Source organism: Pseudomonas sp. TWI923 (assembly GCF_039673365.1).
GTDB classification, from domain to species: domain Bacteria; phylum Pseudomonadota; class Gammaproteobacteria; order Pseudomonadales; family Pseudomonadaceae; genus Aquipseudomonas; species Aquipseudomonas sichuanensis.
This window is the reverse complement of the sequence record NZ_JBDJLM010000020.1, coordinates 45,038-71,563: the sequence shown is the minus strand read 5'-3', so window position 1 is coordinate 71,563 and position 26,526 is coordinate 45,038. Positions and strand designations below refer to the sequence as shown.

General features: G+C 57.7%; 29 protein-coding genes and 4 tRNA genes. All 33 read left to right on the top strand.

Annotation, left to right across the window (positions count from 1 at the left end):
- Window positions 1–224 precede the first annotated feature (224 nt).
- The 33 genes from birA to rplX all read left to right on the top strand — a co-directional run bounded on the left by birA (window position 225) and on the right by rplX (window position 26,515).
- A complete protein-coding gene (gene birA / locus ABE459_RS11130) occupies window positions 225–1,184 on the top strand; it encodes a bifunctional biotin--[acetyl-CoA-carboxylase] ligase/biotin operon repressor BirA (RefSeq protein ID WP_125462375.1) in 960 nt (319 codons plus the stop codon).
- Window positions 1,174–1,923 (top strand): pantothenate kinase, encoded by a 750-nt coding sequence (locus ABE459_RS11125; protein WP_323832035.1) that lies wholly within the window; start codon window positions 1,174–1,176, stop codon window positions 1,921–1,923. The genes birA and ABE459_RS11125 overlap by 11 nt, the downstream gene beginning before the upstream one ends.
- Before the next feature lie 7 nt (window positions 1,924–1,930).
- Window positions 1,931–2,356: a hypothetical protein gene (locus ABE459_RS11120; protein WP_125462377.1), complete on the top strand. Its 426-nt coding sequence runs from the start codon at window positions 1,931–1,933 to the stop codon at window positions 2,354–2,356.
- 152 nt (window positions 2,357–2,508) lie between these two features.
- Window positions 2,509–2,592 (top strand) — tRNA-Tyr (locus ABE459_RS11115).
- A 24-nt stretch (window positions 2,593–2,616) separates the two neighbouring features.
- Window positions 2,617–2,690, top strand: a tRNA-Gly gene (locus ABE459_RS11110).
- A 28-nt stretch (window positions 2,691–2,718) separates the two neighbouring features.
- A tRNA-Thr gene (locus ABE459_RS11105) sits at window positions 2,719–2,794 on the top strand.
- Window positions 2,795–2,873: 79 nt separating this feature from the next.
- Window positions 2,874–4,067: an elongation factor Tu gene (tuf, locus tag ABE459_RS11100; protein WP_016484647.1), complete on the top strand. Its 1,194-nt coding sequence runs from the start codon at window positions 2,874–2,876 to the stop codon at window positions 4,065–4,067.
- Between the two features lie 54 nt (window positions 4,068–4,121).
- Window positions 4,122–4,197, top strand: a tRNA-Trp gene (locus ABE459_RS11095).
- Between the two features lie 43 nt (window positions 4,198–4,240).
- Entirely contained in the window at window positions 4,241–4,609 is a 369-nt protein-coding gene (gene secE, locus ABE459_RS11090) for a preprotein translocase subunit SecE (RefSeq protein ID WP_125462379.1), read from the top strand.
- 9 nt (window positions 4,610–4,618) lie between these two features.
- Window positions 4,619–5,152 (top strand): transcription termination/antitermination protein NusG, encoded by a 534-nt coding sequence (gene nusG, locus ABE459_RS11085; RefSeq protein ID WP_110996446.1) that lies wholly within the window; start codon window positions 4,619–4,621, stop codon window positions 5,150–5,152.
- A gap of 119 nt (window positions 5,153–5,271) precedes the next feature.
- Window positions 5,272–5,703, top strand: coding sequence for a 50S ribosomal protein L11 (gene rplK / locus ABE459_RS11080; RefSeq protein WP_027595466.1), 432 nt, complete (start codon window positions 5,272–5,274; stop codon window positions 5,701–5,703).
- Window positions 5,703–6,398: a 50S ribosomal protein L1 gene (rplA, locus tag ABE459_RS11075; protein WP_125462380.1), complete on the top strand. Its 696-nt coding sequence runs from the start codon at window positions 5,703–5,705 to the stop codon at window positions 6,396–6,398. Before rplK ends, rplA begins: the two co-directional genes overlap by 1 nt.
- A 199-nt stretch (window positions 6,399–6,597) precedes the next feature.
- Window positions 6,598–7,098, top strand: a complete 501-nt coding sequence (rplJ, locus tag ABE459_RS11070; RefSeq protein ID WP_110996444.1) for a 50S ribosomal protein L10 — start codon at window positions 6,598–6,600, stop codon at window positions 7,096–7,098.
- Window positions 7,099–7,175: 77 nt separating this feature from the next.
- Window positions 7,176–7,541: a 50S ribosomal protein L7/L12 gene (rplL, locus tag ABE459_RS11065; protein WP_003255496.1), complete on the top strand. Its 366-nt coding sequence runs from the start codon at window positions 7,176–7,178 to the stop codon at window positions 7,539–7,541.
- Window positions 7,542–7,759: 218 nt separating this feature from the next.
- Window positions 7,760–11,833, top strand: a complete 4,074-nt coding sequence (rpoB, locus tag ABE459_RS11060; protein ID WP_125857232.1) for a DNA-directed RNA polymerase subunit beta — start codon at window positions 7,760–7,762, stop codon at window positions 11,831–11,833.
- Window positions 11,834–11,897: 64 nt separating this feature from the next.
- Window positions 11,898–16,097: a DNA-directed RNA polymerase subunit beta' gene (gene rpoC / locus ABE459_RS11055; RefSeq protein ID WP_125462382.1), complete on the top strand. Its 4,200-nt coding sequence runs from the start codon at window positions 11,898–11,900 to the stop codon at window positions 16,095–16,097.
- 211 nt (window positions 16,098–16,308) lie between these two features.
- A complete protein-coding gene (rpsL, locus tag ABE459_RS11050; RefSeq protein WP_003255492.1) occupies window positions 16,309–16,680 on the top strand; it encodes a 30S ribosomal protein S12 in 372 nt (123 codons plus the stop codon).
- Between the two features lie 106 nt (window positions 16,681–16,786).
- Window positions 16,787–17,257, top strand: coding sequence for a 30S ribosomal protein S7 (gene rpsG / locus ABE459_RS11045; protein ID WP_003246741.1), 471 nt, complete (start codon window positions 16,787–16,789; stop codon window positions 17,255–17,257).
- Window positions 17,258–17,287: 30 nt separating this feature from the next.
- Window positions 17,288–19,435 carry an elongation factor G gene (gene fusA / locus ABE459_RS11040; protein WP_125462383.1) on the top strand — a complete coding sequence of 716 codons (2,148 nt, stop codon included), beginning with the start codon at window positions 17,288–17,290 and terminating at the stop codon, window positions 19,433–19,435.
- Between the two features lie 27 nt (window positions 19,436–19,462).
- The gene (gene tuf, locus ABE459_RS11035) at window positions 19,463–20,656 is read left to right on the top strand and encodes an elongation factor Tu (RefSeq protein ID WP_016484647.1); all 1,194 of its coding nucleotides are present in this window, start codon (window positions 19,463–19,465) and stop codon (window positions 20,654–20,656) included.
- A gap of 141 nt (window positions 20,657–20,797) precedes the next feature.
- Window positions 20,798–21,109 (top strand): 30S ribosomal protein S10, encoded by a 312-nt coding sequence (gene rpsJ / locus ABE459_RS11030; protein ID WP_003186070.1) that lies wholly within the window; start codon window positions 20,798–20,800, stop codon window positions 21,107–21,109.
- Window positions 21,110–21,189: 80 nt separating this feature from the next.
- Entirely contained in the window at window positions 21,190–21,825 is a 636-nt protein-coding gene (rplC, locus tag ABE459_RS11025; RefSeq protein WP_011531887.1) for a 50S ribosomal protein L3, read from the top strand.
- A gap of 12 nt (window positions 21,826–21,837) precedes the next feature.
- Entirely contained in the window at window positions 21,838–22,440 is a 603-nt protein-coding gene (gene rplD / locus ABE459_RS11020; RefSeq protein WP_003255485.1) for a 50S ribosomal protein L4, read from the top strand.
- Complete coding sequence (gene rplW, locus ABE459_RS11015; RefSeq protein WP_003255484.1) at window positions 22,437–22,736, top strand: 50S ribosomal protein L23; 300 nt, start codon at window positions 22,437–22,439, stop codon at window positions 22,734–22,736. Before rplD ends, rplW begins: the two co-directional genes overlap by 4 nt.
- A 14-nt stretch (window positions 22,737–22,750) precedes the next feature.
- Window positions 22,751–23,575 carry a 50S ribosomal protein L2 gene (gene rplB / locus ABE459_RS11010; RefSeq protein ID WP_003255483.1) on the top strand — a complete coding sequence of 275 codons (825 nt, stop codon included), beginning with the start codon at window positions 22,751–22,753 and terminating at the stop codon, window positions 23,573–23,575.
- A 16-nt stretch (window positions 23,576–23,591) separates the two neighbouring features.
- The gene (gene rpsS, locus ABE459_RS11005; protein ID WP_003255482.1) at window positions 23,592–23,867 is read left to right on the top strand and encodes a 30S ribosomal protein S19; all 276 of its coding nucleotides are present in this window, start codon (window positions 23,592–23,594) and stop codon (window positions 23,865–23,867) included.
- An 11-nt stretch (window positions 23,868–23,878) separates the two neighbouring features.
- Window positions 23,879–24,211 carry a 50S ribosomal protein L22 gene (rplV, locus tag ABE459_RS11000; RefSeq protein ID WP_003103908.1) on the top strand — a complete coding sequence of 111 codons (333 nt, stop codon included), beginning with the start codon at window positions 23,879–23,881 and terminating at the stop codon, window positions 24,209–24,211.
- Between the two features lie 13 nt (window positions 24,212–24,224).
- Entirely contained in the window at window positions 24,225–24,911 is a 687-nt protein-coding gene (rpsC, locus tag ABE459_RS10995) for a 30S ribosomal protein S3 (protein ID WP_011531889.1), read from the top strand.
- Window positions 24,912–24,923: 12 nt separating this feature from the next.
- Window positions 24,924–25,337, top strand: a complete 414-nt coding sequence (gene rplP, locus ABE459_RS10990; protein ID WP_009397508.1) for a 50S ribosomal protein L16 — start codon at window positions 24,924–24,926, stop codon at window positions 25,335–25,337.
- Window positions 25,337–25,528: a 50S ribosomal protein L29 gene (gene rpmC, locus ABE459_RS10985; protein WP_002555481.1), complete on the top strand. Its 192-nt coding sequence runs from the start codon at window positions 25,337–25,339 to the stop codon at window positions 25,526–25,528. Before rplP ends, rpmC begins: the two co-directional genes overlap by 1 nt.
- A 2-nt stretch (window positions 25,529–25,530) precedes the next feature.
- Entirely contained in the window at window positions 25,531–25,797 is a 267-nt protein-coding gene (gene rpsQ, locus ABE459_RS10980; protein ID WP_003255478.1) for a 30S ribosomal protein S17, read from the top strand.
- A 23-nt stretch (window positions 25,798–25,820) separates the two neighbouring features.
- A complete protein-coding gene (gene rplN / locus ABE459_RS10975) occupies window positions 25,821–26,189 on the top strand; it encodes a 50S ribosomal protein L14 (protein WP_008089810.1) in 369 nt (122 codons plus the stop codon).
- 11 nt (window positions 26,190–26,200) lie between these two features.
- A complete protein-coding gene (rplX, locus tag ABE459_RS10970) occupies window positions 26,201–26,515 on the top strand; it encodes a 50S ribosomal protein L24 (RefSeq protein WP_125462384.1) in 315 nt (104 codons plus the stop codon).
- Window positions 26,516–26,526 lie beyond the last annotated feature (11 nt).

Here is a 26,526-nt window from a genome sequence, read left to right as displayed (position 1 = left end):
ATGCATCGCCGATGGTAGTGTGGGGTTTCCCCATGTGAGAGTAGGTCATCGTCAAGATTCATTTCGCAAAACCCCTATCTGCGCATGCAGGTAGGGGTTTTGTCTTTTCCGGAAGAAAATATTGCAATGTCGACGACGGTTTCCTCCCTTGAGGGTGGCCCTTTTCCTATGCAAGGCTTCGGGGCGTGGCTATCATGCCAGCCTTATTCCGAGTCGAGACTGGCATGCTGAAGTTGTTGAATCTCCTCAAGGATGGCCGGTTCCATTCCGGAGAAGCACTGGGGGCGGCCCTTGGTGTAAGTCGCAGTGCCGTCTGGAAACAGCTGCAACATCTTGAGAGTGAGCTGAACCTGACCATTCATAAGGTCCGTGGGCGCGGCTATCAGCTGGCAGCGCCGTTGAACCTGCTGGAATCGCACGCGATTACCGCGTTCTCCCAGGGCGAGCAGTGGCCTGTGTTCATCCATGAAAGCATCGACTCGACCAATGCCGAGGGCTTACGGCTTGCGGCGCAAGGCCAGACTGCTCCCTTTCTGGTGCTTGCCGAGCGCCAGACGGCCGGTCGTGGTCGTCGCGGGCGGCAGTGGGTAAGCCCGTTTGCTGAAAACCTTTATTACAGCCTGGTGTTGCGGGTTGAGGGTGGCATGCGTCAGCTCGAGGGGCTGAGTCTGGTGGTTGGCCTGGCGGTAATGCGTACCTTGCAAGCTTTCGGGCTCAAGGATGTCGGGCTCAAGTGGCCAAACGATGTTCTGGTAAGGGGGCGCAAGATCACCGGGATCCTGCTGGAGTTGGTCGGCGATCCGGCCGATGTCTGTCATGTGGTGCTGGGTATCGGCATCAATGTGAATATGCAGTCCAGTGAGCAGATCGACCAGCAATGGACCTCCATGCGTAGCGAAGCTGGTCTGGTGGTTGATCGTAATAAATTGGTTGCTTTGCTCAGTCAGCAGCTGCAGCACGAACTGGCGCGTCATCGCCGATACGGCTTCGCCGCGTTCCAGGAGGAGTGGGAGCAAGCGCACCTGTGGCAGGGGCGCAAAGTCTCCTTGGTGGCAGGCAATACCCGCATCGATGGGGTGGCGCGAGGTGTGGATGGTCAAGGCGGCTTGCGTCTTGATGTAGATGGTGTGGAAAAGAGCTTCAGCGGTGGCGAGCTCAGTCTGAGGTTGCGTGATGATTCTTGAGCTCGACTGCGGGAACAGCTTTATCAAATGGCGGGTGATACACACTGCAGATGCGGCTATCAGTGGGGGCGGAATCGTCGACTCTGACCAGGCCCTTGTAGCTGCTATCGGTGCGCTTCCTGGCTTGCACCTGGCGGGAGGGCGAATGGTCAGCGTGCGTAGCGAGGAAGAAACTACGGCACTTTGTGCTCTTCTTCAGCAAGCCTTCGCCATCGACGTTAAAGTGGCTCAGCCGGTGCAGGAAATGGCCGGGGTGCGCAATGGCTATGAGGATTTCCAGCGCCTGGGCATGGATCGCTGGCTGGGTGCCCTGGGCGCTTTCCACTTGGCCAAGGCTGCTTGCCTGGTCATTGACTTCGGCACTGCGGCCAAGGCGGACTTTGTTGCGGCCGATGGTGAACATCTGGGGGGGTATATTTGCCCTGGCATGCCGCTTATGCGCAGTCAGTTGCGGACCCACACGCGCCGTATCCGCTATGACGATGCATCGGCTGAGCGTGCTCTTAGCAGCCTGGCTCCTGGGCGCTCTACGGTAGAGGCAGTAGAGCGTGGCTGTGTGCTGATGCTCCAGGGTTTTGCCCGGACGCAAATCGAGCAGGCGAAAGCCTTGTGGGGTGATGACTTTACGATTTTCCTCACGGGGGGAGATGCCCCGTTGGTGCATGAAGCCGTTCCCCAGGCGCGGATCGTGCCGGATCTGGTATTCGTTGGTCTGGCCATGGCCTGCCCTTTGAGTTGAGGTGTCTATGCGCTGGTTGTTTCTGCTGTTACTGGTGCTGAACGTTTTCTATTACGTATGGCATCAGCAGGAGGCTCCGCTGAGGGTCAAAGAGGTCGCACCTCTCTCTTTATATAAAGGCAGCCAGCAAGAGATTCGTCTGCTGCGTGAAACGGGAGTTGCGACACCAGCCAGGCGCCGGGATGAATGCCTGGTGGTGGGTGGGCTTGCTGGGCGGGAGCAGCTCGATGCGCTACGTCAGCGGTTACTGAGCCTCGATATCGCCTCGCAGCCGGTCGCAGGACAGTTGCCCGGATCCGACGGGTTGTGGCTCAAGGTGGCCCCTGAAGGCGAGCGTTTGCTGGACCAGTCGGTGCTGGCCATTCTTTCCAAGGATTTCAAAGACTTAAAACACAAAATTATTTTGTGCGAGGGTATTGCAACTGCTGAATAGCTTGATAGAATGGCGCCCGCTTCACAGGGAACGCCACTCAGGTAGCAGAACCAGAAGCAGTGTCAAAGTGGCTAACCTTCAGATTTGATTGAAAAAATTTGAAAAAAAGCTTGACACTAGGGCGGCAGCCAAATAGAATGCCGGCCACATCTGGAGGGATTCCCGAGCGGCCAAAGGGGACGGACTGTAAATCCGTTGCGAGAGCTTCGAAGGTTCGAATCCTTCTCCCTCCACCAGTTTTAGCGAGAGCCGCAAGCTCCGCGGGTATAGTTTAGTGGTAGAACCTCAGCCTTCCAAGCTGATGATGCGGGTTCGATTCCCGCTACCCGCTCCAAGTTTGCAGTTGTTGCGCAAAGTGTTTCGCTCTTGTAGCTCAGTTGGTAGAGCACACCCTTGGTAAGGGTGAGGTCAGCGGTTCAAGTCCGCTCAAGAGCTCCATATAAACAAGGCAGATATGAAAATATCTGCCTTTGTTTTATCAGCGGTATGACTATTTCTTCTGCGGAGGACTGTATCGATGGCTAAGGAAAAGTTTGATCGTTCCCTACCTCACGTAAACGTCGGCACTATCGGCCACGTTGACCACGGTAAGACCACTCTGACTGCAGCTCTGACTCGCGTCTGCTCCGAAGTTTTCGGTTCGGCCGTCGTTGAGTTCGACAAGATCGACTCGGCTCCGGAAGAAAAAGCTCGCGGTATCACCATCAACACCGCGCACGTCGAGTACAACTCGAACATTCGTCACTACGCTCACGTTGACTGCCCAGGTCACGCTGACTACGTGAAGAACATGATCACCGGTGCTGCCCAGATGGACGGCGCGATCCTGGTTTGCTCGGCCGCCGATGGTCCGATGCCACAAACCCGTGAGCACATCCTGCTGTCCCGTCAGGTTGGCGTTCCGTACATCGTGGTCTTCCTGAACAAGGCTGACCTGGTAGACGACGCTGAGCTGCTGGAACTGGTCGAGATGGAAGTTCGCGACCTGCTGTCCACCTACGACTTCCCAGGCGACGACACTCCGATCATCATCGGTTCGGCTCGTATGGCCCTGGAAGGCAAAGACGACAACGAAATGGGCACCAGCGCTGTCAAGAAGCTGGTTGAAACTCTGGACAGCTACATCCCAGAGCCAGAGCGTGCTATCGACAAGCCGTTCCTGATGCCAATCGAAGACGTGTTCTCGATCTCCGGTCGCGGTACCGTTGTTACCGGCCGTATCGAGCGCGGTATCGTTCGCGTTCAAGACCCGCTGGAAATCGTTGGTCTGCGTGACACCACCACCACCACCTGCACCGGCGTTGAGATGTTCCGCAAGCTGCTGGACGAAGGTCGTGCTGGCGAGAACTGCGGCGTCCTGCTGCGTGGTACCAAGCGTGACGACGTTGAGCGTGGCCAGGTTCTGGTCAAGCCAGGTTCGGTCAAGCCGCACACCAAGTTCACCGCAGAAGTCTACGTTCTGTCGAAGGAAGAAGGCGGTCGTCACACTCCGTTCTTCAAAGGCTACCGTCCTCAGTTCTACTTCCGTACCACTGATGTGACCGGTAACTGCGAACTGCCGGAAGGCGTTGAAATGGTAATGCCAGGTGACAATATTCAGATGACTGTCACCCTGATCAAGACCATCGCAATGGAAGACGGCCTGCGCTTCGCCATCCGTGAAGGCGGTCGTACCGTCGGCGCCGGCGTCGTAGCAAAAATTATCGAATAAGTAGTTGATTTACTTAATCAGGCCGGTATAATGGCCGGCCTGATACAGCGTTACAGGTCAGTAGCTCAATTGGCAGAGCGACGGTCTCCAAAACCGTAGGTTGGGGGTTCGATTCCCTCCTGACCTGCCATTCACCTCGGTGTGATGGCTTTCTTATTACAGGATCCTCCTCGATGACCCCCAAAACTGAAGCCCAAGAATCGCGTTTTGATCTGTTCAAGTGGCTGGCTGTAGTAGCTTTGGTGGTTGTTGCTGTCGTGGGTAATCAGTATTACTCGGCATCGCCGATCCTGTATCGCGTTCTCGCGCTTCTTGCTCTGGCTGCGGCTGCTGGCTTTGTTGCCCTGCAGACTGCGAAGGGTAAGTCGTTTTTTGCGTTGGCGAAGGAAGCTCGTACTGAGATCCGTAAAGTCGTGTGGCCGACCCGCCAAGAAACCACTCAGACCACGCTCATCGTAGTGGCTGTTGTTCTGGTTATGGCACTGCTGCTGTGGGGGCTAGACTCCCTGCTCGGCTGGGCGGTCTCCTTGATTGTTGGCTAAGGGTGTCCCGTGGCTAAGCGTTGGTACGTAGTGCATGCTTACTCGGGTTACGAGAAGCATGTGATGCGCTCCCTGGTAGAGCGCGTCAAGCTGGCTGGCATGGAAGACGAGTTCGGCGAGATTCTGGTCCCGACCGAAGAAGTCGTCGAAATGCGCAACGGCCAGAAGCGCAAAAGTGAGCGCAAATTCTTCCCTGGCTATGTGCTGGTCCAGATGGAAATGAACGAAGGGACTTGGCACCTTGTCAAGGACACCCCTCGCGTCATGGGTTTCATTGGCGGTACCGCAGACAAGCCTGCGCCGATCACCGATAAAGAGGCTGAGGCCATCCTGCGTCGCGTAGCCGATGGTAGTGACAAGCCGAAGCCGAAGACGCTGTTCGAGCCGGGTGAAGTGGTTCGCGTCATTGACGGACCATTCGCCGACTTTAATGGCAGTGTCGAAGAGGTTAACTACGAGAAGAGCCGTCTGCAGGTTGCAGTGCTCATTTTCGGTCGCTCTACTCCGGTGGAGCTCGAGTTCAGCCAGGTCGAGAAGGTCTAGCCGAACGAAGCATCCCATACCCCGCAGCCCTATGTGCTGCGGGGTTTTGTCGTCACTGGGATAAAACGCAAGTCATCCGGGGAGCCATCTGGCGTTTGTACCCGATATTGGAGTAGCTCATGGCTAAGAAGATTCAGGCTTACATCAAGCTGCAAGTAAAGGCCGGCCAGGCCAACCCTAGCCCACCCGTTGGTCCAGCACTGGGTCAACACGGTGTGAACATCATGGAATTCTGCAAGGCCTTCAACGCCCGTACTCAGGGTCAAGAAGCCGGCCTGCCGACTCCTGTGATCATCACTGTCTACAGTGACCGTAGCTTCACCTTCGAAACCAAGAGCACCCCTGCCTCGGTTCTGCTGAAGAAAGCTGCTGGCCTGACCAGCGGTTCGGCTCGCCCGAACACTGTCAAGGTCGGTACTGTGACCCGCGCTCAGCTGGAAGAGATCGCCAAAACCAAACAGGCTGATCTGACCGCTGCTGACCTGGACGCTGCTGTACGCACCATCGCTGGCTCTGCCCGCAGCATGGGCCTGAACGTGGAGGGTGTGTAATGGCTAAGCTGACCAAGCGCCAAAAGGCTATCGCCGAGAAAATCGAAGCAGGCAAGGCCTACAACTTCGAAGAAGCCGCAGCTCTGCTGGCTTCGCTGCCGAACGCCAAATTCGTCGAGTCGTATGACATCGCCGTAAACCTCGGTGTTGACCCGCGTAAATCCGACCAGGTCGTACGTAGCGCTACCGTGCTGCCACACGGCACTGGTAAGACCGTACGCGTTGCCGTCTTCACCCAGGGTCCAGCTGCTGAGGCTGCTCTGGCTGCCGGCGCTGACCGTGTAGGTATGGATGACCTGGCTGCCGAAATGAAAGCCGGCGACCTGAACTATGACGTTGTTATCGCATCGCCTGATGCCATGCGCGTTGTGGGTCAGCTGGGTCAGGTTCTGGGTCCTCGCGGCCTGATGCCTAACCCGAAAGTCGGTACCGTTTCGCCAGACGTAGCCACTGCCGTGAAAAACGCCAAGGCTGGTCAGGTTCGCTACCGCACCGACAAAAACGGTATCATCCACACCTCCGTTGGCAAGGTCGGCTTCGAAGCTGGCAAGCTGAAGGAAAACGTTGAAGCCCTGATCGCTGATCTGAAGCGTATCAAGCCGGCTTCCTCGAAAGGTATCTACGTCAAGCGCGTTACCCTGAGCACCACCATGGGCCCAGGTCTGATCATCGATCAGAGCTCGCTGAGCGTGTAAGACAATGTTGGCGGGTGTCATGCCCGCCAGCAGCAAAAATTGGGGTCCCTGCCTGGCGGGGGCTATCCAAGACCGTAGGCGGCGCAAGCCTTAAACAACCAGCCTACGCAGATGGTGCTCCCGGTTCCTTACCGAATCAGACACCAAAACGACATCCGGCTTCGGCCAGATGAAACGGTAACAAGCAGGAGTTTTACCCGTGGCAATTAAACTCGAAGACAAGAAGGCCATCGTCGCTGAAGTCAACGAGGCTGCCAAAGTCGCTCTGTCCGCTGTCGTGGCTGATGCCCGTGGTGTGACTGTAGGCGCAATGACCGGACTCCGTAAAGAGGCTCGTGAAGCTGGCGTATACGTACGTGTCGTACGTAACACCCTGCTCAAGCGCGCTGTTGCTGACACTGAATTCAGTGTCCTCAACGACGCCTTCACTGGCCCTACCCTGATCGCTTTCTCCAACGAACACCCGGGCGCTGCTGCCCGTCTGTTCAAAGAGTTCGCCAAGGGTCAGAGCAAGTTCGAGATCAAGGCAGCTGCGTTTGACGGCAAGTTCATTGCAGCGAACCAGATCGACGTGTTGGCTACCCTGCCGACCCGCGACGAGGCCATCGCGAAGCTGATGAGCGTGATCCAAGGCGCTACCAGCAAGCTGGCCCGCACCCTGGCAGCTATTCGCGACCAGAAAGAAGCAACCGCCGCCTAAGGCGCGCGAAACTCTTTCGAATCATACGTTTAATTTGATAGCTGCTTAGGCTGTCACCCCAATACAGGATTTAAGTCATGTCCCTGACTAACGAGCAAATCATCGAAGCAATCGGCCAGAAAACCGTTCTGGAAGTTGTTGAGCTGATCAAAGCAATGGAAGAAACCTTCGGCGTTACCGCTGCTGTTGCCGCTGCTGGCCCAGCTGCCGCTGCTGCCGTTGTTGAAGAGCAGACCGAGTTCAACGTTGTTCTGGTTGAAGCCGGCGACAAGAAAGTGAACGTCATTAAAGCCGTTCGCGAGCTGACCGGTCTGGGCCTGAAAGAAGCCAAAGAGAAAGTCGATGGCGCTCCTCAGGTTGTAGCTGAAGGCGTTTCGAAAGAAGCCGCTGAAGACGCTAAGAAGAAGCTGGAAGAAGCAGGCGCCAAAGTCGAGCTGAAGTAATTTCGACTGTGCGATGCCAGCCTGAGCGTTAAGCGAAGGGCTGATGGCTGGTGGCTTATGCCACCGGCCTTTTTCCGTTATTGGTGGCCGATCAGGTCGGCCCCGATAACGAGCAGTAACCACCATGAGGGTGGCGCAAACCAAGGGGTTTGCACGATTTTCTGGCTGCTCCCGCCGGGAGATGCCAAACAAGCAGGTGACCAAGCTGGGGAATGCTGATGGCTTACTCATACACTGAGAAAAAACGTATCCGCAAGGACTTTAGCAAGTTGCCGGACGTCATGGACGTGCCTTACCTCCTGGCAATCCAGCTGGATTCGTATCGCGAATTCCTGCAGGCAGGAGCATCCAAGGACCAGTTCCGCGACATCGGCCTGCATGCGGCCTTCAAATCGGTATTCCCGATCATCAGCTACTCCGGCAATGCTGCCCTGGAGTACGTCGGCTACCGCCTGGGTGAGCCGGCCTTCGATGTGAAGGAATGTGTCCTGCGCGGTGTGACCTTCGCGGTCCCGCTGCGGGTGAAGGTGCGCCTGATCATCTTCGACAAGGAATCGTCGAACAAAGCGATCAAGGACATCAAAGAGCAAGAAGTCTACATGGGTGAAATCCCCCTGATGACTGAGAACGGTACCTTCGTTATCAACGGTACCGAGCGTGTGATCGTCTCCCAGCTGCACCGTTCGCCGGGTGTCTTCTTCGACCACGACCGCGGCAAGACCCACAGCTCGGGCAAGCTGCTGTACTCCGCACGCATCATCCCTTACCGCGGTTCGTGGCTGGACTTCGAGTTCGACCCGAAGGACTGCGTGTTCGTTCGTATCGACCGTCGCCGCAAGCTGCCGGCCTCGGTACTGCTGCGCGCCCTGGGTTACAGCACCGAAGAGGTTCTGAACACCTTCTACACCACCAACGTTTTCCACGTTTCCGGCGAAAAACTGAGCCTGGAGCTGGTGCCTCAGCGTCTGCGTGGTGAAGTCGCGGTCATGGACATCCACGACGATTCCGGCAAGGTCATCGTCGAGCAGGGCCGTCGTATCACCGCACGCCACATCAACCAGCTGGAAAAGGCTGGCGTGAAACAGCTGGACGTGCCGCTGGAATACATGTTGGGCCGCACCACCGCCAAGGCGATCGTGCACCCGGCTACCGGCGAGATCCTGGCCGAGTGCAACACCGAGCTGACCACCGACCTGCTGGTCAAGGTCGCCAAGGCTCAGGTCGTTCGCATCGAAACGCTGTACACCAACGACATCGACTGCGGTCCGTTCATTTCGGACACCCTGAAGATCGACACCACCAGCAACCAACTGGAAGCGCTGGTCGAGATCTACCGCATGATGCGTCCGGGCGAGCCGCCAACCAAGGACGCCGCCGAGACCCTGTTCAACAACCTGTTCTTCAGCGCCGAGCGTTACGACCTGTCCGCCGTTGGCCGCATGAAGTTCAACCGTCGTATCGGTCGTACCGAGATCGAAGGTTCGGGCGTGCTGAGCAAGGAAGATATCGTCGAGGTTCTCAAGACCCTGGTCGACATCCGTAACGGCAAAGGCATCGTCGACGACATCGACCACCTGGGTAACCGTCGTGTCCGTTGCGTCGGCGAGATGGCCGAGAACCAGTTCCGCGTTGGCCTGGTGCGCGTAGAGCGTGCGGTCAAAGAGCGTCTGTCGATGGCTGAAAGCGAAGGCCTGATGCCGCAAGACCTGATCAACGCCAAGCCGGTTGCGGCGGCGGTGAAAGAGTTCTTCGGCTCCAGCCAGCTCTCGCAGTTCATGGACCAGAACAACCCGCTCTCCGAGATCACCCACAAGCGCCGCGTCTCTGCACTCGGCCCTGGCGGTCTGACCCGTGAGCGTGCCGGCTTCGAAGTCCGTGACGTACACCCGACCCACTACGGCCGCGTGTGCCCGATCGAAACGCCGGAAGGCCCGAACATCGGTCTGATCAACTCCCTGGCGGCCTACGCCCGCACCAACCAGTACGGCTTCCTGGAAAGCCCGTACCGCGTGGTGAAAGAGGGTGTGGTCAGCGACGACATCGTGTTCCTGTCGGCGATCGAAGAAGCGGATCACGTCATCGCCCAGGCTTCGGCCGCGATGAACGAGAAGAAGCAGCTGATCGACGAGCTGGTAGCGGTCCGTCACCTGAACGAATTCACCGTCAAGGCGCCGGAAGACGTCACCCTGATGGACGTTTCGCCGAAGCAGGTAGTTTCGGTTGCTGCGTCGCTGATTCCGTTCCTCGAGCACGACGACGCCAACCGTGCGTTGATGGGTTCGAACATGCAGCGTCAGGCTGTACCTACTCTGCGCGCCGACAAGCCGCTGGTCGGTACCGGCATGGAGCGCAACGTTGCCCGTGACTCCGGCGTCTGCGTCGTGGCCCGTCGTGGCGGCGTGATCGACTCCGTCGATGCCAGCCGCATCGTGGTACGTGTTGCCGATGACGAAGTAGAAACCGGTGAAGCCGGTGTCGACATCTACAACCTGACCAAATACACCCGTTCCAACCAGAACACCTGCATCAACCAGCGTCCGCTGGTGAGCAAGGGTGACGTGGTCAAGCGCAACGACATCATGGCTGACGGCCCGTCCACCGACATGGGTGAACTGGCGCTGGGTCAGAACATGCGCATCGCGTTCATGGCCTGGAACGGTTTCAACTTCGAAGACTCCATCTGTCTGTCGGAGCGTGTGGTTCAGGAAGACCGCTTCACCACGATCCACATCCAGGAACTGACCTGTGTGGCCCGTGACACCAAGCTTGGCCCAGAGGAAATCACCGCGGACATCCCGAACGTGGGTGAAGCTGCGCTGAACAAGCTGGACGAAGCCGGTATCGTCTACGTAGGTGCCGAAGTCGGCGCTGGCGACATCCTGGTCGGCAAGGTCACCCCGAAAGGCGAGACCCAGCTGACGCCGGAAGAAAAACTGCTGCGCGCGATCTTCGGTGAGAAGGCCAGCGACGTCAAAGACACCTCCCTGCGCGTGCCGACCGGCACCAAGGGTACCGTCATCGACGTACAGGTCTTCACCCGTGATGGCGTTGAGCGCGACAGCCGCGCCCTGTCCATCGAGAAGATGCAGCTGGACGAGATCCGCAAGGACCTGAACGAAGAGTTCCGCATCGTTGAAGGCGCAACCTTCGAGCGTCTGCGTTCCGCGCTGAACGGCCAGGTGGTTGACGGTGGTGCGGGCCTGAAGAAAGGCACCGTGATCACTGACGACGTGCTGAACGGTCTGGAGCACGGCCAGTGGTTCAAGCTGCGCATGGCTGAAGATGCACTGAACGAGCAGCTGGAAAAGGCTCAGCAGTACATCGTCGACCGCCGCCGTCTGCTGGACGACAAGTTCGAAGACAAGAAGCGCAAGCTGCAGCAGGGCGATGACCTCGCTCCGGGCGTACTTAAGATCGTCAAGGTCTACCTGGCAATCCGTCGTCGCATCCAGCCGGGCGACAAGATGGCCGGTCGTCACGGTAACAAAGGTGTGGTCTCGGTGATCATGCCGGTTGAAGACATGCCGCACGACGCCAACGGTACGCCGGTCGACGTCGTACTGAACCCGCTGGGCGTACCTTCGCGTATGAACGTCGGTCAGATCCTTGAAACCCACCTGGGCCTCGCGGCCAAGGGCCTGGGCGAGAAGATCGATCGCATGATCGAAGAGCAGCGCAAAGCCGCTGAGCTGCGTGGTTTCCTCACCGAGATCTACAACGAGATCGGTGGTCGTCAGGAGAACCTGGACGAGTTCACCGACGAAGAGATCCTCGCCCTGGCGCACAACTTGAAGAAGGGCGTGCCAATGGCCACTCCAGTCTTCGACGGTGCCAAGGAGAGCGAGATCAAGGCCATGCTGAAACTGGCAGACCTGCCAGAAAGCGGCCAGATGGTGCTGTTCGATGGCCGTACCGGCAACAAGTTCGAGCGTCCTGTGACCGTCGGTTACATGTACATGCTCAAGCTGAACCACTTGGTGGACGACAAGATGCACGCGCGTTCCACTGGTTCTTACAGCCTGGTTACCCAGCAGCCGCTGGGTGGTAAGGCGCAGTTCGGTGGTCAGCGTTTCGGGGAGATGGAAGTGTGGGCGCTGGAAGCATACGGCGCGGCATACACCCTGCAAGAAATGCTCACAGTGAAGTCGGACGACGTGAACGGCCGTACCAAGATGTACAAGAACATCGTGGATGGCGATCACCGTATGGAGCCGGGCATGCCCGAGTCCTTCAACGTGTTGATCAAAGAGATCCGTTCGCTCGGTATCGACATCGATCTGGAAACCGAATAACACGTGACGCGAAGGGGAGTGCGGCAGCTGATGCCCACTCCCTGCTCCGCCAGGAGGAAAGGCCTTGAAAGACCTACTGAATTTGCTGAAAAACCAGGGTCAAGTCGAAGAGTTCGACGCCATCCGTATCGGTCTGGCGTCGCCTGAAATGATCCGTTCGTGGTCGTTCGGTGAAGTCAAAAAGCCCGAGACCATCAACTACCGTACGTTCAAGCCTGAGCGTGACGGCCTGTTCTGCGCCAAGATCTTTGGCCCAGTCAAGGACTACGAGTGCCTGTGCGGCAAGTACAAGCGCCTGAAGCACCGTGGTGTGATCTGCGAGAAGTGCGGCGTTGAAGTCGCCCTGGCCAAGGTTCGCCGTGAGCGCATGGCGCACATCGAGCTGGCCTCGCCGGTTGCCCACATCTGGTTCCTGAAGTCGCTGCCGTCCCGTATCGGCCTGCTGATGGACATGACCCTGCGTGACATCGAGCGCGTGCTCTACTTCGAGAGCTACGTCGTGATCGACCCGGGCATGACCACCCTCGAGAAGGGTCAGCTGCTCAACGACGAACAGTACTTCGAAGCGCTGGAAGAGTTCGGTGACGACTTCGACGCCCGCATGGGTGCCGAGGCTGTTCGTGAGCTGCTGCACGCTATCGACCTGGAGCACGAGATTGGCCGCCTGCGCGAAGAAATTCCGCAAACCAACTCGGAAACCAAGATCAAGAAGCTGTCCAAGCGCCTGAAGCTGATGGAAGCTTTCCAGGGCTCGGGCAACCTGCCTGAGTGGATGGTCCTGACCGTCCTTCCAGTTCTGCCGCCGGACCTGCGTCCGCTGGTACCGCTGGATGGCGGCCGCTTCGCGACCTCCGACCTGAACGATCTGTATCGTCGGGTGATCAACCGTAACAACCGTCTGAAGCGCCTGCTCGATCTGTCGGCGCCGGACATCATCGTGCGCAACGAAAAGCGCATGCTGCAGGAGGCGGTCGACGCCCTGCTCGACAACGGCCGTCGCGGTCGCGCCATCACTGGCTCGAACAAGCGTCCGCTGAAGTCGCTGGCCGACATGATCAAAGGTAAGCAAGGTCGCTTCCGTCAGAACTTGCTCGGTAAGCGCGTGGACTACTCCGGTCGTTCGGTAATTACCGTAGGCCCGACCCTGCGCCTGCACCAGTGCGGTCTGCCGAAGAAGATGGCCCTCGAGCTGTTCAAACCGTTCATTTTCGGCAAGCTGGAAATGCGTGGTCTGGCGACCACCATCAAGGCCGCCAAGAAGATGGTCGAGCGCGAGCTGCCAGAGGTGTGGGACGTTCTCGCCGAAGTGATTCGCGAACACCCCGTACTGCTCAACCGTGCACCGACCCTTCACCGTCTGGGTATCCAGGCCTTTGAACCGGTACTGATCGAAGGTAAGGCGATTCAGCTGCACCCGCTGGTCTGCGCCGCGTACAACGCCGACTTCGACGGTGACCAGATGGCCGTTCACGTGCCGCTGACGCTGGAAGCCCAGCTCGAAGCGCGCGCGCTGATGATGTCGACCAACAACATTCTGTCGCCAGCCAACGGTGAGCCAATCATCGTTCCGTCGCAGGACGTTGTACTGGGTCTGTACTACATGACCCGTGAAGCCATCAACGCCAAGGGCGAAGGTCGCGTATTCGCCGACCTGCAGGAAGTCGACCGCGTATTCCGCGCCGGCGAGGCTGCCCTGCACGCGAAAATCAAGGTTCGTATCAACGAAACCGTGAAAGAGCGTGATGGTTCGGTAGTCAAGAACACCCGCATCGTCGACACCACCGTCGGCCGTGCGCTGCTGTTCCAGGTTGTACCGGCAGGCCTGCCGTACGACGTGGTCAACCAGCCGATGAAGAAGAAGGCGATCTCCAAGCTGATCAACCAGTGCTACCGCGTGGTTGGTCTGAAAGAGACCGTTATCTTCGCTGACCAGCTGATGTACACCGGTTTCGCTTACTCGACCATTTCCGGCGTTTCCATCGGTGTTAACGACTTCGTTATCCCGGACGAGAAAGCCCGCATCATCGGTAACGCTACCGATGAAGTGAAGGAAATCGAGAGCCAGTATGCCTCCGGCCTGGTAACCCAGGGCGAGAAGTACAACAAGGTCATCGACTTGTGGTCGAAGGCGAACGACGAAGTGTCCAAGGCGATGATGGCCAACCTCTCGAAAGAGAAGGTCATCGACCGCGAAGGCAAGGAAGTCGAGCAAGAATCCTTCAACTCGATGTACATGATGGCTGACTCCGGTGCTCGTGGTTCCGCGGCCCAGATCCGTCAGCTGGCCGGTATGCGTGGCCTGATGGCCAAGCCGGACGGCTCGATCATCGAGACGCCGATCACCGCGAACTTCCGTGAAGGTCTGAGCGTACTGCAGTACTTCATCTCGACTCACGGTGCTCGTAAAGGTCTGGCGGATACCGCACTGAAGACAGCTAACTCCGGTTACCTGACTCGCCGTCTGGTGGACGTTGCCCAGGATCTGGTCGTGACCGAGATCGACTGCGGCACCGATCAGGGCCTGCTGATGACCCCGCACATCGAAGGCGGCGACGTTGTCGAGCCGCTGGGTGAGCGCGTACTGGGTCGTGTCATCGCCCGTGACGTGTTCAAGCCAGGTACCGAGGACGTCATCGTTCCTGCCGGCACCCTGGTCGACGAGCAGTGGGTCGAGTTCATCGAGCTGAACAGCATCGACGAAGTGGTCGTGCGTTCGCCGATCAGCTGCGAAACCCGCTACGGCATCTGCGCCAAGTGCTACGGTCGCGACCTGGCTCGCGGTCACCAGGTGAACATCGGTGAAGCTGTCGGCGTTATCGCTGCACAGTCGATCGGTGAGCCGGGTACCCAGCTGACCATGCGTACGTTCCACATCGGTGGTGCTGCAAGCCGTACTTCGGCTGCCGACAGCGTCCAGGTGAAGAACGGCGGTATGGTGCGTCTGCACAACCTGAAGCAGGTCGAGCGTGCCGATGGCAACCTGGTTGCCGTGTCGCGTTCCGGCGAACTGGCCATTGCCGATGAATTCGGTCGTGAGCGTGAGCGCTACAAGCTGCCTTACGGTGCGGTAATTTCGGTCAAGGAAGGTGACAAGGTCGAAGCTGGCGCCATCGTCGCCAAGTGGGACCCGCACACCCACCCGATCGTTACCGAGCTGAAAGGTACCGTGACCTTCGTGGGCATGGAAGAAAACATCACCATCAAGCGCCAGACCGACGAACTGACCGGTCTGACCAACATTGAAGTCCTGGACGTCAAGGATCGCCCTGCCGCAGGCAAGGAAATCCGTCCGGCCATCAAGATGGTCGATGCCAATGGCAAGGATCTGTACCTGCCAGGTACCGACGTACCTGCTCAGTACTTCCTGCCAGCCAACGCCCTCGTCGGTGTGGCTGACGGTGCTCAGATCGGCGTCGGTGATGTTATTGCGCGTATCCCGCAAGAAACCTCGAAGACCCGTGACATCACCGGTGGTCTGCCACGTGTTGCCGACCTGTTCGAAGCGCGTCGTCCGAAAGAAGCATCGATTCTGGCTGAAGTCAGCGGCACCATTGCCTTCGGTAAAGAGACCAAGGGCAAGCGCCGTCTGGTCATCACCCCGACCGATGGCAGCGATCCGTACGAAGAGCTGATTCCGAAGTGGCGCCACCTGAACGTCTTCGAAGGCGAACAGGTAAACCGCGGCGAAGTTATCTCCGACGGCCCGAGCGATCCGCACGACATCCTGCGTCTGCTGGGTGTCAGCGCGCTGGCGAAGTACATCGTCAACGAGATCCAGGACGTTTACCGTCTGCAAGGCGTTAAGATCAACGACAAGCACATCGAGACCATCCTGCGTCAGATGCTGCGCAAGGTCGAGATCGCCGAGTCGGGCGACTCCAGCTTCATCAAGGGCGACCAGATGGAACTGACTCACGTGCTGGTCGAGAACGAGCGTCTCGCCGCCGAAGACAAGTTCATCTCGAAGTTCACCCGTGTGCTGCTGGGTATCACCAAGGCCTCGCTGTCGACCGAATCGTTCATCTCCGCGGCTTCCTTCCAGGAAACCACCCGCGTACTGACCGAAGCGGCCGTTACCGGCAAGCGCGATTACCTGCGCGGCCTGAAAGAGAACGTGGTCGTGGGTCGTCTGATCCCGGCCGGTACCGGTCTGGCCTATCACAGCGAGCGCAAGCGCCGCCGTGAAGCCGACAAGCCGCTGCGTGTGAGCGCCAGTGAGGTGGAAGCCGCACTGACCGAAGCGCTGAACTCCAGCGGTAACTAAGTACAGGGCAGGGCCCCGGCAAACCCCGTGCGACCATCGATGACATGAAATGTTGCCGATGATCGGGCGGGGAGGGCCGGGGCCTCGTCTTGACTGGGTGCAAGATCCTCCGTAGACTTTTGTACCCTTAAATTTGGTGAGGCTCCGTCTCGCCAATTTTTGGCTTTCTTGCAAGACAATTGAGTCGCAAGGCAATCAGTGGAGCTAGTAGATGGCAACTATCAACCAGCTGGTACGTCAGCCGCGTAAGCGTTCGGTCGAGAAATCGGACGTTCCTGCGCTGCAGAACTGCCCGCAACGTCGTGGCGTGTGCACCCGCGTGTACACCACTACGCCGAAAAAACCTAACTCGGCACTGCGTAAAGTATGCCGTGTGCGTCTGACCAACGGTTTCGAGGTTTCCTCGTACATCGGTGGTGAAGGCCACAACCTGCAAGAGCACAGCGTCGTCCTGATCCGTGGCGGCCGTGTAAAAGACTTGCCAGGTGTTCGTTACCACACCGTTCGCGGCTCTCTGGATACTTCGGGCGTCAAAGGCCGTAACCAGGGTCGTTCGAAGTACGGTACCAAGCGTCCGAAGTAATCGGCCGTTTGCAGACATCCATTTTTTTGAGTCGATAAGAGTAAGGTCGGGCAGGGGTCGAAGACCCACGTCCCGGGCTAACCTGAAGACCGTTTGAGGGCTTATCATGCCAAGACGTCGTGTAGCAGCAAAACGTGAGATCCTTGACGATCCGAAGTACGGATCCCAGATCCTCGCCAAGTTCATGAACCACGTGATGGAAAGCGGCAAGAAGGCCGTAGCCGAGCGCATCGTTTACGGTGCCCTGGATACCGTCAAAGCACGCAAGAACAGCGACCCCCTGGAAATCTTCGAGAAAGCTCTCGACGCCATCGCTCCGCTGGTCGAAGTTAAGTCCCGCCGTGTTGGCGGTGCCACTTACCAGGTCCCGGTTGAAGTTCGTCCATCCCGTCGTAACGCTCTGGCAATGCGCTGGCTCGTAGACTACGCCCGCAAGCGCGGCGAGAAGTCGATGGCCCTGCGCCTGGCCGGTGAACTGCTGGATGCTGCCGAAGGCAAAGGTGCTGCAGTCAAGAAGCGTGAAGACGTTCACCGTATGGCTGAAGCCAACAAAGCGTTCTCGCACTACCGCTTCTAATTCAAGCATCAATCATTTTGCGAGGGCTTTATGGCTCGTACTACAGCAATTAACCGCTACCGTAACATTGGTATCTGTGCCCACGTTGACGCGGGCAAGACCACCACTACCGAGCGGATCCTGTTCTACACAGGTCTGAGCCACAAGATGGGCGAGGTGCATGACGGCGCCGCGACCACCGACTGGATGGTGCAGGAGCAGGAGCGCGGTATCACCATTACCTCCGCTGCCGTTACCACCTTCTGGAAAGGTTCCCGTGGTCAGTACGACAACTACCGCGTAAACGTCATCGATACCCCCGGCCACGTTGACTTCACCATTGAAGTAGAGCGTTCGCTGCGCGTACTCGACGGCGCGGTCGTTGTGTTCTGCGGTACCTCCGGCGTTGAGCCGCAGTCCGAAACCGTATGGCGTCAAGCCAACAAGTACGGCGTTCCACGTGTTGTTTACGTGAACAAGATGGACCGTGCTGGTGCCAACTTCCTGCGCGTTATCGGCCAGATCAAGAACCGCCTGGGTCACACCCCGGTTCCGGTCCAGCTGGCTATCGGTGCAGAAGACGACTTCCAGGGTCAGGTTGACCTGATCAAGATGAAAGCCATCTACTGGAACGACGACGACAAAGGTACTACCTACCGCGAGGAAGAAATTCCTGCCGAGCTGGTGGACCTGGCCAACGAATGGCGCAGCAACATGGTCGAAGCTGCTGCCGAGGCCAACGAAGAGCTGATGAACAAGTACCTTGAAGAAGGTGACCTGTCCGTCGAAGACATCAAGGCTGGTCTGCGCGCCCGTACCCTGGCGAGCGAGATCGTTCCTGCTGTCTGCGGTTCGTCGTTCAAGAACAAGGGTGTTCCCCTGGTTCTCGACGCCGTTATCGACTTCCTGCCTGCTCCGACCGAAATCCCGGCGATCAAGGGTATCCACCCTGACCTGATCGACGTGCCGAAGGACGAAGTTACCGCAGAACAGTACGATGAGCGTCCTGCTGACGACAACGAGCCGTTCTCGGCCCTGGCGTTCAAGATTGCCACCGACCCGTTCGTTGGTACTCTGACCTTCGTCCGCGTTTACTCGGGCTTCCTGACCTCCGGTGACTCCGTCATCAACTCGGTCAAGGGCAAGAAAGAGCGCGTTGGTCGTATGGTGCAGATGCACGCCAACCAGCGTGAAGAGATTAAAGAAGTACGCGCTGGTGACATCGCTGCTCTGATCGGCATGAAGGACGTCACCACCGGTGACACCCTGTGCAACGCCGACAAGCCGATCATCCTCGAGCGTATGGACTTCCCTGAGCCGGTAATCTCGCTCTCCGTAGAGCCGAAAACCAAGGCTGACCAGGAGAAGATGGGTATCGCACTGGGCAAGCTGGCCCAGGAAGACCCGTCGTTCCGCGTCAAGACCGACGAAGAAACCGGCCAGACCATCATCTCCGGTATGGGTGAGCTGCACCTGGACATCCTCGTTGACCGCATGAAGCGCGAGTTCAACGTCGAGTGCAACGTCGGCAAGCCGCAGGTTTCGTACCGCGAGAAGATCACCAAGTCCAACGTCGAGATCGAAGGCAAGTTCGTTCGTCAGTCGGGTGGTCGTGGTCAGTTCGGTCACTGCTGGATCCGTTTCTCGGAGCCGGACGTGGACGACAAAGGCAATATCACCGAAGGTCTGGTGTTCTCCAACGAAGTCGTTGGTGGTGTGATTCCTAAGGAATTCATCGCCCCGATCCAGAAGGGCATCGAAGAGCAGATGAAAAACGGCGTTGTTGCCGGCTATCCGCTGCTCGGCCTGAAGGCCACGGTATTCGACGGTTCGTACCACGACGTCGACTCCAACGAAATGGCGTTCAAAATCGCTGCTTCGATGGCCACCAAGCAACTGGCCCAGAAGGGCGGTGGCGTGGTCCTCGAACCGATCATGAAGGTCGAAGTTGTAACCCCGGAAGATTACCTGGGTGACGTGATGGGTGACCTGAGCCGTCGTCGTGGGATGATCCAGGGTAATGAAGACTCGGTGTCCGGCAAGGTAATCACTGCTGAGGTGCCGCTCGGAGAGATGTTCGGTTACGCGACCGACGTTCGTTCCATGTCTCAGGGTCGCGCAAGCTACTCCATGGAATTCTCCAAATACGCCGAAGCTCCGTCGAACATCGTCGAAGCACTCGTTAAAAAACAAGGCTAATCCCCTTTAGGCAAGAGGTTCACTGTCGTGGCTAAAGAAAAATTTGATCGTTCCCTTCCCCACGTTAACGTCGGCACTATCGGCCACGTTGACCACGGTAAGACCACTCTGACCGCAGCTCTGACCCGCGTCTGCTCCGAAGTTTTCGGTTCGGCCGTCGTTGAGTTCGACAAGATCGACTCGGCTCCGGAAGAAAAAGCTCGCGGTATCACCATCAACACCGCGCACGTCGAGTACAACTCGAACATTCGTCACTACGCTCACGTTGACTGCCCAGGTCACGCTGACTACGTGAAGAACATGATCACCGGTGCTGCCCAGATGGACGGCGCGATCCTGGTTTGCTCGGCCGCCGATGGTCCGATGCCACAAACCCGTGAGCACATCCTGCTGTCCCGTCAGGTTGGCGTTCCGTACATCGTGGTCTTCCTGAACAAGGCTGACCTGGTAGACGACGCTGAGCTGCTGGAACTGGTCGAGATGGAAGTTCGCGACCTGCTGTCCACCTACGACTTCCCAGGCGACGACACTCCGATCATCATCGGTTCGGCTCGTATGGCCCTGGAAGGCAAAGACGACAACGAAATGGGCACCAGCGCTGTCAAGAAGCTGGTTGAAACTCTGGACAGCTACATCCCAGAGCCAGAGCGTGCTATCGACAAGCCGTTCCTGATGCCAATCGAAGACGTGTTCTCGATCTCCGGTCGCGGTACCGTTGTTACCGGCCGTATCGAGCGCGGTATCGTTCGCGTTCAAGACCCGCTGGAAATCGTTGGTCTGCGTGACACCACCACCACCACCTGCACCGGCGTTGAGATGTTCCGCAAGCTGCTGGACGAAGGTCGTGCTGGCGAGAACTGCGGCGTCCTGCTGCGTGGTACCAAGCGTGACGACGTTGAGCGTGGCCAGGTTCTGGTCAAGCCAGGTTCGGTCAAGCCGCACACCAAGTTCACCGCAGAAGTCTACGTTCTGTCGAAGGAAGAAGGCGGTCGTCACACTCCGTTCTTCAAAGGCTACCGTCCTCAGTTCTACTTCCGTACCACTGACGTGACCGGTAACTGCGAACTGCCGGAAGGCGTTGAAATGGTAATGCCAGGTGACAACATTCAGATGACTGTCACCCTGATCAAGACCATCGCAATGGAAGACGGTCTGCGCTTCGCCATCCGTGAAGGCGGTCGTACCGTCGGCGCCGGCGTCGTAGCCAAAATCATCGAGTAATCACTCGACCGATTGAAAAAGCCCCCGCTCAGCGGGGGCTTTTTTTATTGGGTTGACACTAAATTGGGGCGTCTATAGAATCACGCCTCCTTTTAGCGGGCGTAGTGCGTCCGTTGGGAACAGCCTGGAGTCTGAAATCCAATGCAAAATCAGCAAATCCGTATCAGGTTGAAGGCTTTCGACCATCGCCTGATCGACCAATCCACCCAGGAAATCGTGGAAACCGCGAAACGTACTGGTGCACAAGTGCGTGGTCCAATTCCACTGCCTACCCGCAAAGAGCGTTTCACCGTTCTGGTCTCCCCGCACGTCAACAAAGACGCGCGTGACCAGTACGAGATTCGCACTCATAAGCGTGTTCTGGACATCGTCCAGCCAACGGATAAAACCGTTGACGCGCTGATGAAGCTTGATCTGGCGGCCGGCGTGGAAGTACAGATCAGCCTCGGCTAAGACTTCGGTCTGGTCGTGTAACGCTCTGAAATGGGCGGCCATAGCGGGTGAAAGCCCCGTACACTCATGAGGTTTACAACATGACTATTGGTGTAGTCGGTCGAAAAGCGGGTATGACCCGTATTTTCACCGAAGAAGGTGTCTCCATTCCGGTCACGGTCATTGAGATCGAGCCGAATCGCGTCACCCAGTTCAAAACCGAAGAAACTGATGGCTACCGTGCAGTGCAAGTCACTGTCGGCGAGCGTCGTGCTTCGCGTGTGACCGCCGCTCAGGCTGGCCACTTTGCCAAGGCCAACGTTGCCGCTGGTCGCGGTGTCTGGGAGTTCCGTCTTGAAGAAGGCGATTTCCAGGCTGGCGATCTGATCAAAGCTGAACTCTTCACTGCAGGCCAGCTGGTAGACGTAACCGGTCAGTCCAAAGGTAAAGGCTTCGCCGGTACCATCAAGCGCTGGAACTTCCGTGGTCAAGATAACACCCACGGTAACTCCGTATCGCACCGTGTCCCTGGCTCCATCGGCCAGTGCCAGACTCCTGGTCGTGTATTCAAGGGCAAGAAAATGTCCGGTCACATGGGCGCTGAGCGCGTGACTGTGCAGTCCCTGGAAGTAGTACGCGTAGACGCTGAACGCAACCTGCTGCTGATCAAGGGTGCCGTTCCAGGCGCTACTGGCGGCGACGTGGTTGTGCGTCCAGCTGTCAAGGCTCGCGGGTAAGGGGAAACTGACATGCAACTTAATGTAAATGACGCTCAGGCGATCGAAGTTTCCGAACTGACTTTCGGTGGCGAATTCAACGAGACGCTGGTACACCAAGCAGTCGTGGCCTACATGGCCGGCGGCCGTCAGGGCACCAAGCAGCAGAAGACCCGTTCTGACGTGGCCGGTGGCGGTAAGCGCCCATGGCGTCAGAAAGGTACTGGCCGTGCTCGTGCCGGTACTACCCGTGGTCCGATCTGGCGTGGCGGTGGTGTAACCTTCGCAGCTCGTCCTCAGGATCACTCGCAGAAGCTCAACAAGAAGATGTATCGCGCAGCTCTGCGCTCCATCCTCGCTGAGCTGGTGCGTAGCGACCGTCTGGTCGTGGTTCAGGACTTCGCTGTTGAAGCGCCGAAAACCAAAGACCTGCTGAACAAGCTGAACGGCATGGGTCTGAGCGATGTTCTGATCGTTTCGGACGCTGTTGATCAGAACCTGTACCTGGCTGCTCGCAACCTGCCGCACGTCGATGTACGTGACGTTCAAGGTTCCGACCCGGTCAGTCTGATCGCATACGAGAAGGTGTTGATCACCGTCTCGGCCGTGAAGAAATTCGAGGAGCTGCTGGGATGAACCAGGAACGCGTATTCAAAGTCCTCCTTGGCCCGCACGTTTCCGAGAAGGCTACCGTTCTGGCTGAGAAGAAAGGCCAGTTCGTATTCAAGGTTGCTACCGATGCAACCAAGCTGGAAATCAAGAAAGCTGTCGAAGGCCTGTTCAACGTAAAAGTTGAAAACGTGTCGACTGTTAACGTTCTGGGTAAAACCAAGCGTACCGCACGTGGTCTGGGCAAGCGTAATGACTGGAAGAAGGCGATCGTCTCCCTTCAGCCAGGCCAAGATCTCGATTTCAGCAGCAGTGCTGAGTAAGGAAGGGGTGCATCATGGCAATCGTTAAATGCAAACCGACTTCCCCTGGCCGCCGTTTTGTGGTCAAGGTGGTCAACAAGGAGCTGCACAAAGGCGCTCCTCACGCACCGCTGATCGAGAAGAAATCGAAGTCTGGTGGTCGTAACAACAATGGCCGCATCACCACGCGTCACGTGGGTGGTGGTCATAAGCAGCATTACCGTCTGGTCGACTTCCGTCGCAACGACAAGGATGGCATTCCAGCCACCGTCGAGCGTATCGAATACGACCCGAACCGTACTGCTCACATCGCCCTGCTGTGCTACGCAGACGGTGAGCGTCGCTACATCATCGCCCCTAAAGGCGTGAGCGCTGGCGACCAGCTGATCGCAGGTGCCCTGGCCCCAATCAAGGCCGGTAACTCCCTGCAGCTGCGCAACATCCCAGTGGGTAGCACCATTCACGGCATCGAACTGAAGCCGGGTAAAGGTGCTCAGATCGCTCGTTCCGCTGGTGCTTCGGCTCAGCTGATCGCTCGCGAAGGTGTCTACGTGACCCTGCGTCTGCGCTCTGGTGAAATGCGTAAAGTCCTGGCTGAGTGCCGTGCGACCCTGGGCGAAGTCTCGAACTCCGAGCACAGCCTGCGTTCGCTGGGTAAAGCTGGTGCCAAACGCTGGCGCGGCGTTCGCCCAACCGTTCGTGGTGTTGCCATGAACCCGGTTGACCACCCGCATGGTGGTGGTGAAGGTCGTACCTCCGGTGGTCGTCATCCGGTATCGCCATGGGGCTTCCCAACCAAGGGTGCTAAAACCCGTGGTAATAAGCGTACCGACAACATGATCGTCCGTCGTCGCAAGTAACTAGAGGGATACGACAGTGCCACGTTCTCTGAAAAAAGGTCCTTTTATCGATCTTCACCTGTTGAAGAAGGTCGAAGTGGCGGTGGAGAAGAACGATCGCAAGCCAGTTAAAACCTGGTCGCGCCGTTCGATGATCCTGCCACAAATGGTCGGTCTGACCATCGCGGTACACAACGGTCGCCAACACGTCCCAGTTCTCGTGAACGAAGACATGGTCGGCCACAAACTGGGCGAGTTCGCCGGTACCCGCACCTATCGCGGGCACGTGGCTGACAAGAAAGCCAAGCGTTAAGGGGTAAGGAAATGGAAGTAGCCGCTAAGTTGTCGGGCGCTCGCATCTCCGCCCAGAAAGCCCGCTTGGTCGCCGACCAGATCCGCGGGAAGAAGGTGGGCGAAGCGCTCAACCTGTTGGCCTTCAGCAGCAAAAAAGCCGCTGAAATCATGAAGAAAGTCCTCGAGTCGGCCGTTGCCAACGCCGAACACAACGAAGGCGCAGACGTTGATGACCTGAAGGTCTCCACCGTCTTCGTCAACGAAGGGCGTTCGCTGAAGCGCATCATGCCGCGTGCCAAAGGCCGCGCTGATCGCATCGTCAAGCGGTCTTGCCATATCACTGTCAAGGTTGCGGACAAGTAACGGAGTCGATCAGATGGGTCAGAAAGTACATCCCACTGGCATTCGCCTGGGAATCGTCAAGGAGCACACCTCCGTCTGGTACGCAGACGGCGCGACTTACGCAGATTACCTGCTGAAGGATCTGCAAACTCGTGAGTACCTCCAAGACAAACTAAAAAGCGCGTCCGTAAGCCGTATCGATATTCATCGTCCGGCTCAAACTGCACGCATCACCATCCACACCGCTCGTCCCGGTATCGTTATCGGCAAGAAAGGTGAAGATGTTGAGAAGCTGCGTCAGGACCTGACCAAGCAGATGGGTGTGCCTGTGCACATCAACATCGAAGAGATCCGCAAGCCGGAACTCGACGCTATGCTGGTTGCTCAGAGCGTAGCCCAGCAGCTGGAACGCCGCGTAATGTTCCGTCGCGCCATGAAGCGCGCCGTACAGAACGCCATGCGTATTGGTGCCAAGGGCATCAAGATCCAGGTGAGCGGTCGTCTCGGCGGTGCCGAGATCGCACGTACCGAGTGGTATCGCGAAGGTCGTGTGCCCCTGCACACCCTGCGTGCCGATATCGACTACAACACCTACGAAGCTCACACCACCTACGGTGTGATCGGTGTCAAGGTTTGGATCTTCAAAGGCGAAGTGATTGGTGGTCGCCAGGAAGAGCTGAAGCCTCAAGCACCAGCGCCTCGTAAAAAAGCTGCTAAGTAAGGGGTACGCCAAATGTTGCAACCAAAGCGTACAAAATTCCGCAAGCAGATGACTGGCCACAACCGTGGTCTGGCACTGCGCGGTAGCAAGGTCAGCTTCGGCGAGTTCGCTCTGAAAGCTGTCGCCCGCGGTCGTCTCACCGCTCGCCAGATCGAGTCGGCGCGTCGTGCCCTGACCCGTCACGTTAAGCGTGGCGGCAAGATCTGGATCCGTGTGTTCCCGGACAAGCCGGTTACCAAGAAGCCTCTCGAAGTGCGGATGGGTAAAGGTAAGGGTTCCGTGGAATACTGGGTTGCCCAGATTCAGCCAGGCAAAGTCCTGTACGAGATCGAGGGTGTTTCTGAAGAGCTGGCGCGCGAAGCTTTCGCCCTGGCCGCTGCAAAGCTGCCTCTCGCCACCTCCTTTGTTAAGCGGACGGTGATGTGATGAAAGCGAATGAACTTCGTGAAAAATCCGCACAGCAACTGAATGAGCAACTGCTCGGCTTGCTGCGCGACCAGTTCAATCTGCGCATGCAGAAAGCAACTGGCCAGTTGGGGCAGTCGCACCTGCTCTCGCAAGTTAAGCGTGACATCGCTCGCGTGAAAACTGTGCTCAACCAGCAGGCAGGTAAGTGATCATGGCTGAAGCTGAAAAAACCGTCCGTACGCTGACTGGCCGTGTCGTCAGCGACAAAATGGACAAGACCATCACCGTTCTGATCGAGCGTCGCGTAAAGCACCCGATCTACGGTAAATACGTTAAGCGTTCGACTAAGCTGCACGCGCACGACGAAGCCAACCAGTGCAAGATCGGCGACAAGGTTTCCATTCGCGAAACCCGTCCGCTGGCCAAGACCAAGTCCTGGGCACTGGTTGAAGTCCTCGAACGCGCTGTTGAAGTCTAAGGGCTAGGGGTCGGAGAAATTTTATGATTCAGACTCAATCCATGCTCGATGTGGCCGATAACAGCGGCGCTCGTCGCGTCATGTGCATCAAGGTGCTCGGCGGTTCGCACCGCCGTTACGCCGGCATCGGTGACATCATCAAGGTAACCGTCAAGGAAGCAATTCCGCGCGGTAAGGTCAAAAAAGGCCAAGTGATGACTGCTGTTGTCGTCCGTACCCGTCACGGTGTACGTCGCGCTGACGGTTCCATCATTCGTTTCGACGGCAACGCTGCTGTTCTGCTGAACACCAAGCAAGAGCCGATCGGCACTCGCATCTTCGGGCCAGTGACCCGTGAACTTCGTACCGAGAAGTTCATGAAGATCGTCTCGCTCGCCCCTGAAGTGCTCTAAGGAGATCCGACATGCAAAAGATTCGTCGTGACGACGAGATCATCGTGATCGCCGGCAAAGACAAAGGTAAGCGCGGTAAGGTGCTGAAGGTTCTCGCTGATGACCGTCTGGTCGTCGGTGGTGTCAACCTGGTCAAGCGTCATACCAAGCCTAACCCGATGGCGGGCGTCCAGGGCGGTATCGTCGAGAAAGAAGCGCCACTGCACGCTTCCAACGTTGCCATCTTCAACAGCGAAACCAACAAAGCTGACCGCGTTGGTTTCAAAGTAGAAGAAGGTAAGAAAATTCGTGTCTTCAAGTCGACCCAAAAAGCGGTTGATGCTTGAACACTGCTAGG

Bases quoted from the DNA above. Each gene is read 5' to 3' on its own strand.
- birA (WP_125462375.1), top strand. From the start codon at position 225: ATGCTGAAGTTGTTGAATCTCCTCAAGGATGGCCGGTTCCATTCCGGA.
- ABE459_RS11125 (WP_323832035.1), top strand. From the start codon at position 1,174: ATGATTCTTGAGCTCGACTGCGGGAACAGCTTTATCAAATGGCGGGTG.
- ABE459_RS11120 (WP_125462377.1), top strand. From the start codon at position 1,931: ATGCGCTGGTTGTTTCTGCTGTTACTGGTGCTGAACGTTTTCTATTAC.
- tuf (WP_016484647.1), top strand. From the start codon at position 2,874: ATGGCTAAGGAAAAGTTTGATCGTTCCCTACCTCACGTAAACGTCGGC.
- secE (WP_125462379.1), top strand. From the start codon at position 4,241: ATGACCCCCAAAACTGAAGCCCAAGAATCGCGTTTTGATCTGTTCAAG.
- rplK (WP_027595466.1), top strand. From the start codon at position 5,272: ATGGCTAAGAAGATTCAGGCTTACATCAAGCTGCAAGTAAAGGCCGGC.
- rplA (WP_125462380.1), top strand. From the start codon at position 5,703: ATGGCTAAGCTGACCAAGCGCCAAAAGGCTATCGCCGAGAAAATCGAA.
- rplL (WP_003255496.1), top strand. From the start codon at position 7,176: ATGTCCCTGACTAACGAGCAAATCATCGAAGCAATCGGCCAGAAAACC.
- rpoB (WP_125857232.1), top strand. From the start codon at position 7,760: ATGGCTTACTCATACACTGAGAAAAAACGTATCCGCAAGGACTTTAGC.
- rpsL (WP_003255492.1), top strand. From the start codon at position 16,309: ATGGCAACTATCAACCAGCTGGTACGTCAGCCGCGTAAGCGTTCGGTC.
- rpsG (WP_003246741.1), top strand. From the start codon at position 16,787: ATGCCAAGACGTCGTGTAGCAGCAAAACGTGAGATCCTTGACGATCCG.
- fusA (WP_125462383.1), top strand. From the start codon at position 17,288: ATGGCTCGTACTACAGCAATTAACCGCTACCGTAACATTGGTATCTGT.
- rpsJ (WP_003186070.1), top strand. From the start codon at position 20,798: ATGCAAAATCAGCAAATCCGTATCAGGTTGAAGGCTTTCGACCATCGC.
- rplC (WP_011531887.1), top strand. From the start codon at position 21,190: ATGACTATTGGTGTAGTCGGTCGAAAAGCGGGTATGACCCGTATTTTC.
- rplD (WP_003255485.1), top strand. From the start codon at position 21,838: ATGCAACTTAATGTAAATGACGCTCAGGCGATCGAAGTTTCCGAACTG.
- rplW (WP_003255484.1), top strand. From the start codon at position 22,437: ATGAACCAGGAACGCGTATTCAAAGTCCTCCTTGGCCCGCACGTTTCC.
- rplB (WP_003255483.1), top strand. From the start codon at position 22,751: ATGGCAATCGTTAAATGCAAACCGACTTCCCCTGGCCGCCGTTTTGTG.
- rplV (WP_003103908.1), top strand. From the start codon at position 23,879: ATGGAAGTAGCCGCTAAGTTGTCGGGCGCTCGCATCTCCGCCCAGAAA.
- rpsC (WP_011531889.1), top strand. From the start codon at position 24,225: ATGGGTCAGAAAGTACATCCCACTGGCATTCGCCTGGGAATCGTCAAG.
- rplP (WP_009397508.1), top strand. From the start codon at position 24,924: ATGTTGCAACCAAAGCGTACAAAATTCCGCAAGCAGATGACTGGCCAC.
- rpmC (WP_002555481.1), top strand. From the start codon at position 25,337: ATGAAAGCGAATGAACTTCGTGAAAAATCCGCACAGCAACTGAATGAG.
- rpsQ (WP_003255478.1), top strand. From the start codon at position 25,531: ATGGCTGAAGCTGAAAAAACCGTCCGTACGCTGACTGGCCGTGTCGTC.
- rplN (WP_008089810.1), top strand. From the start codon at position 25,821: ATGATTCAGACTCAATCCATGCTCGATGTGGCCGATAACAGCGGCGCT.
- rplX (WP_125462384.1), top strand. From the start codon at position 26,201: ATGCAAAAGATTCGTCGTGACGACGAGATCATCGTGATCGCCGGCAAA.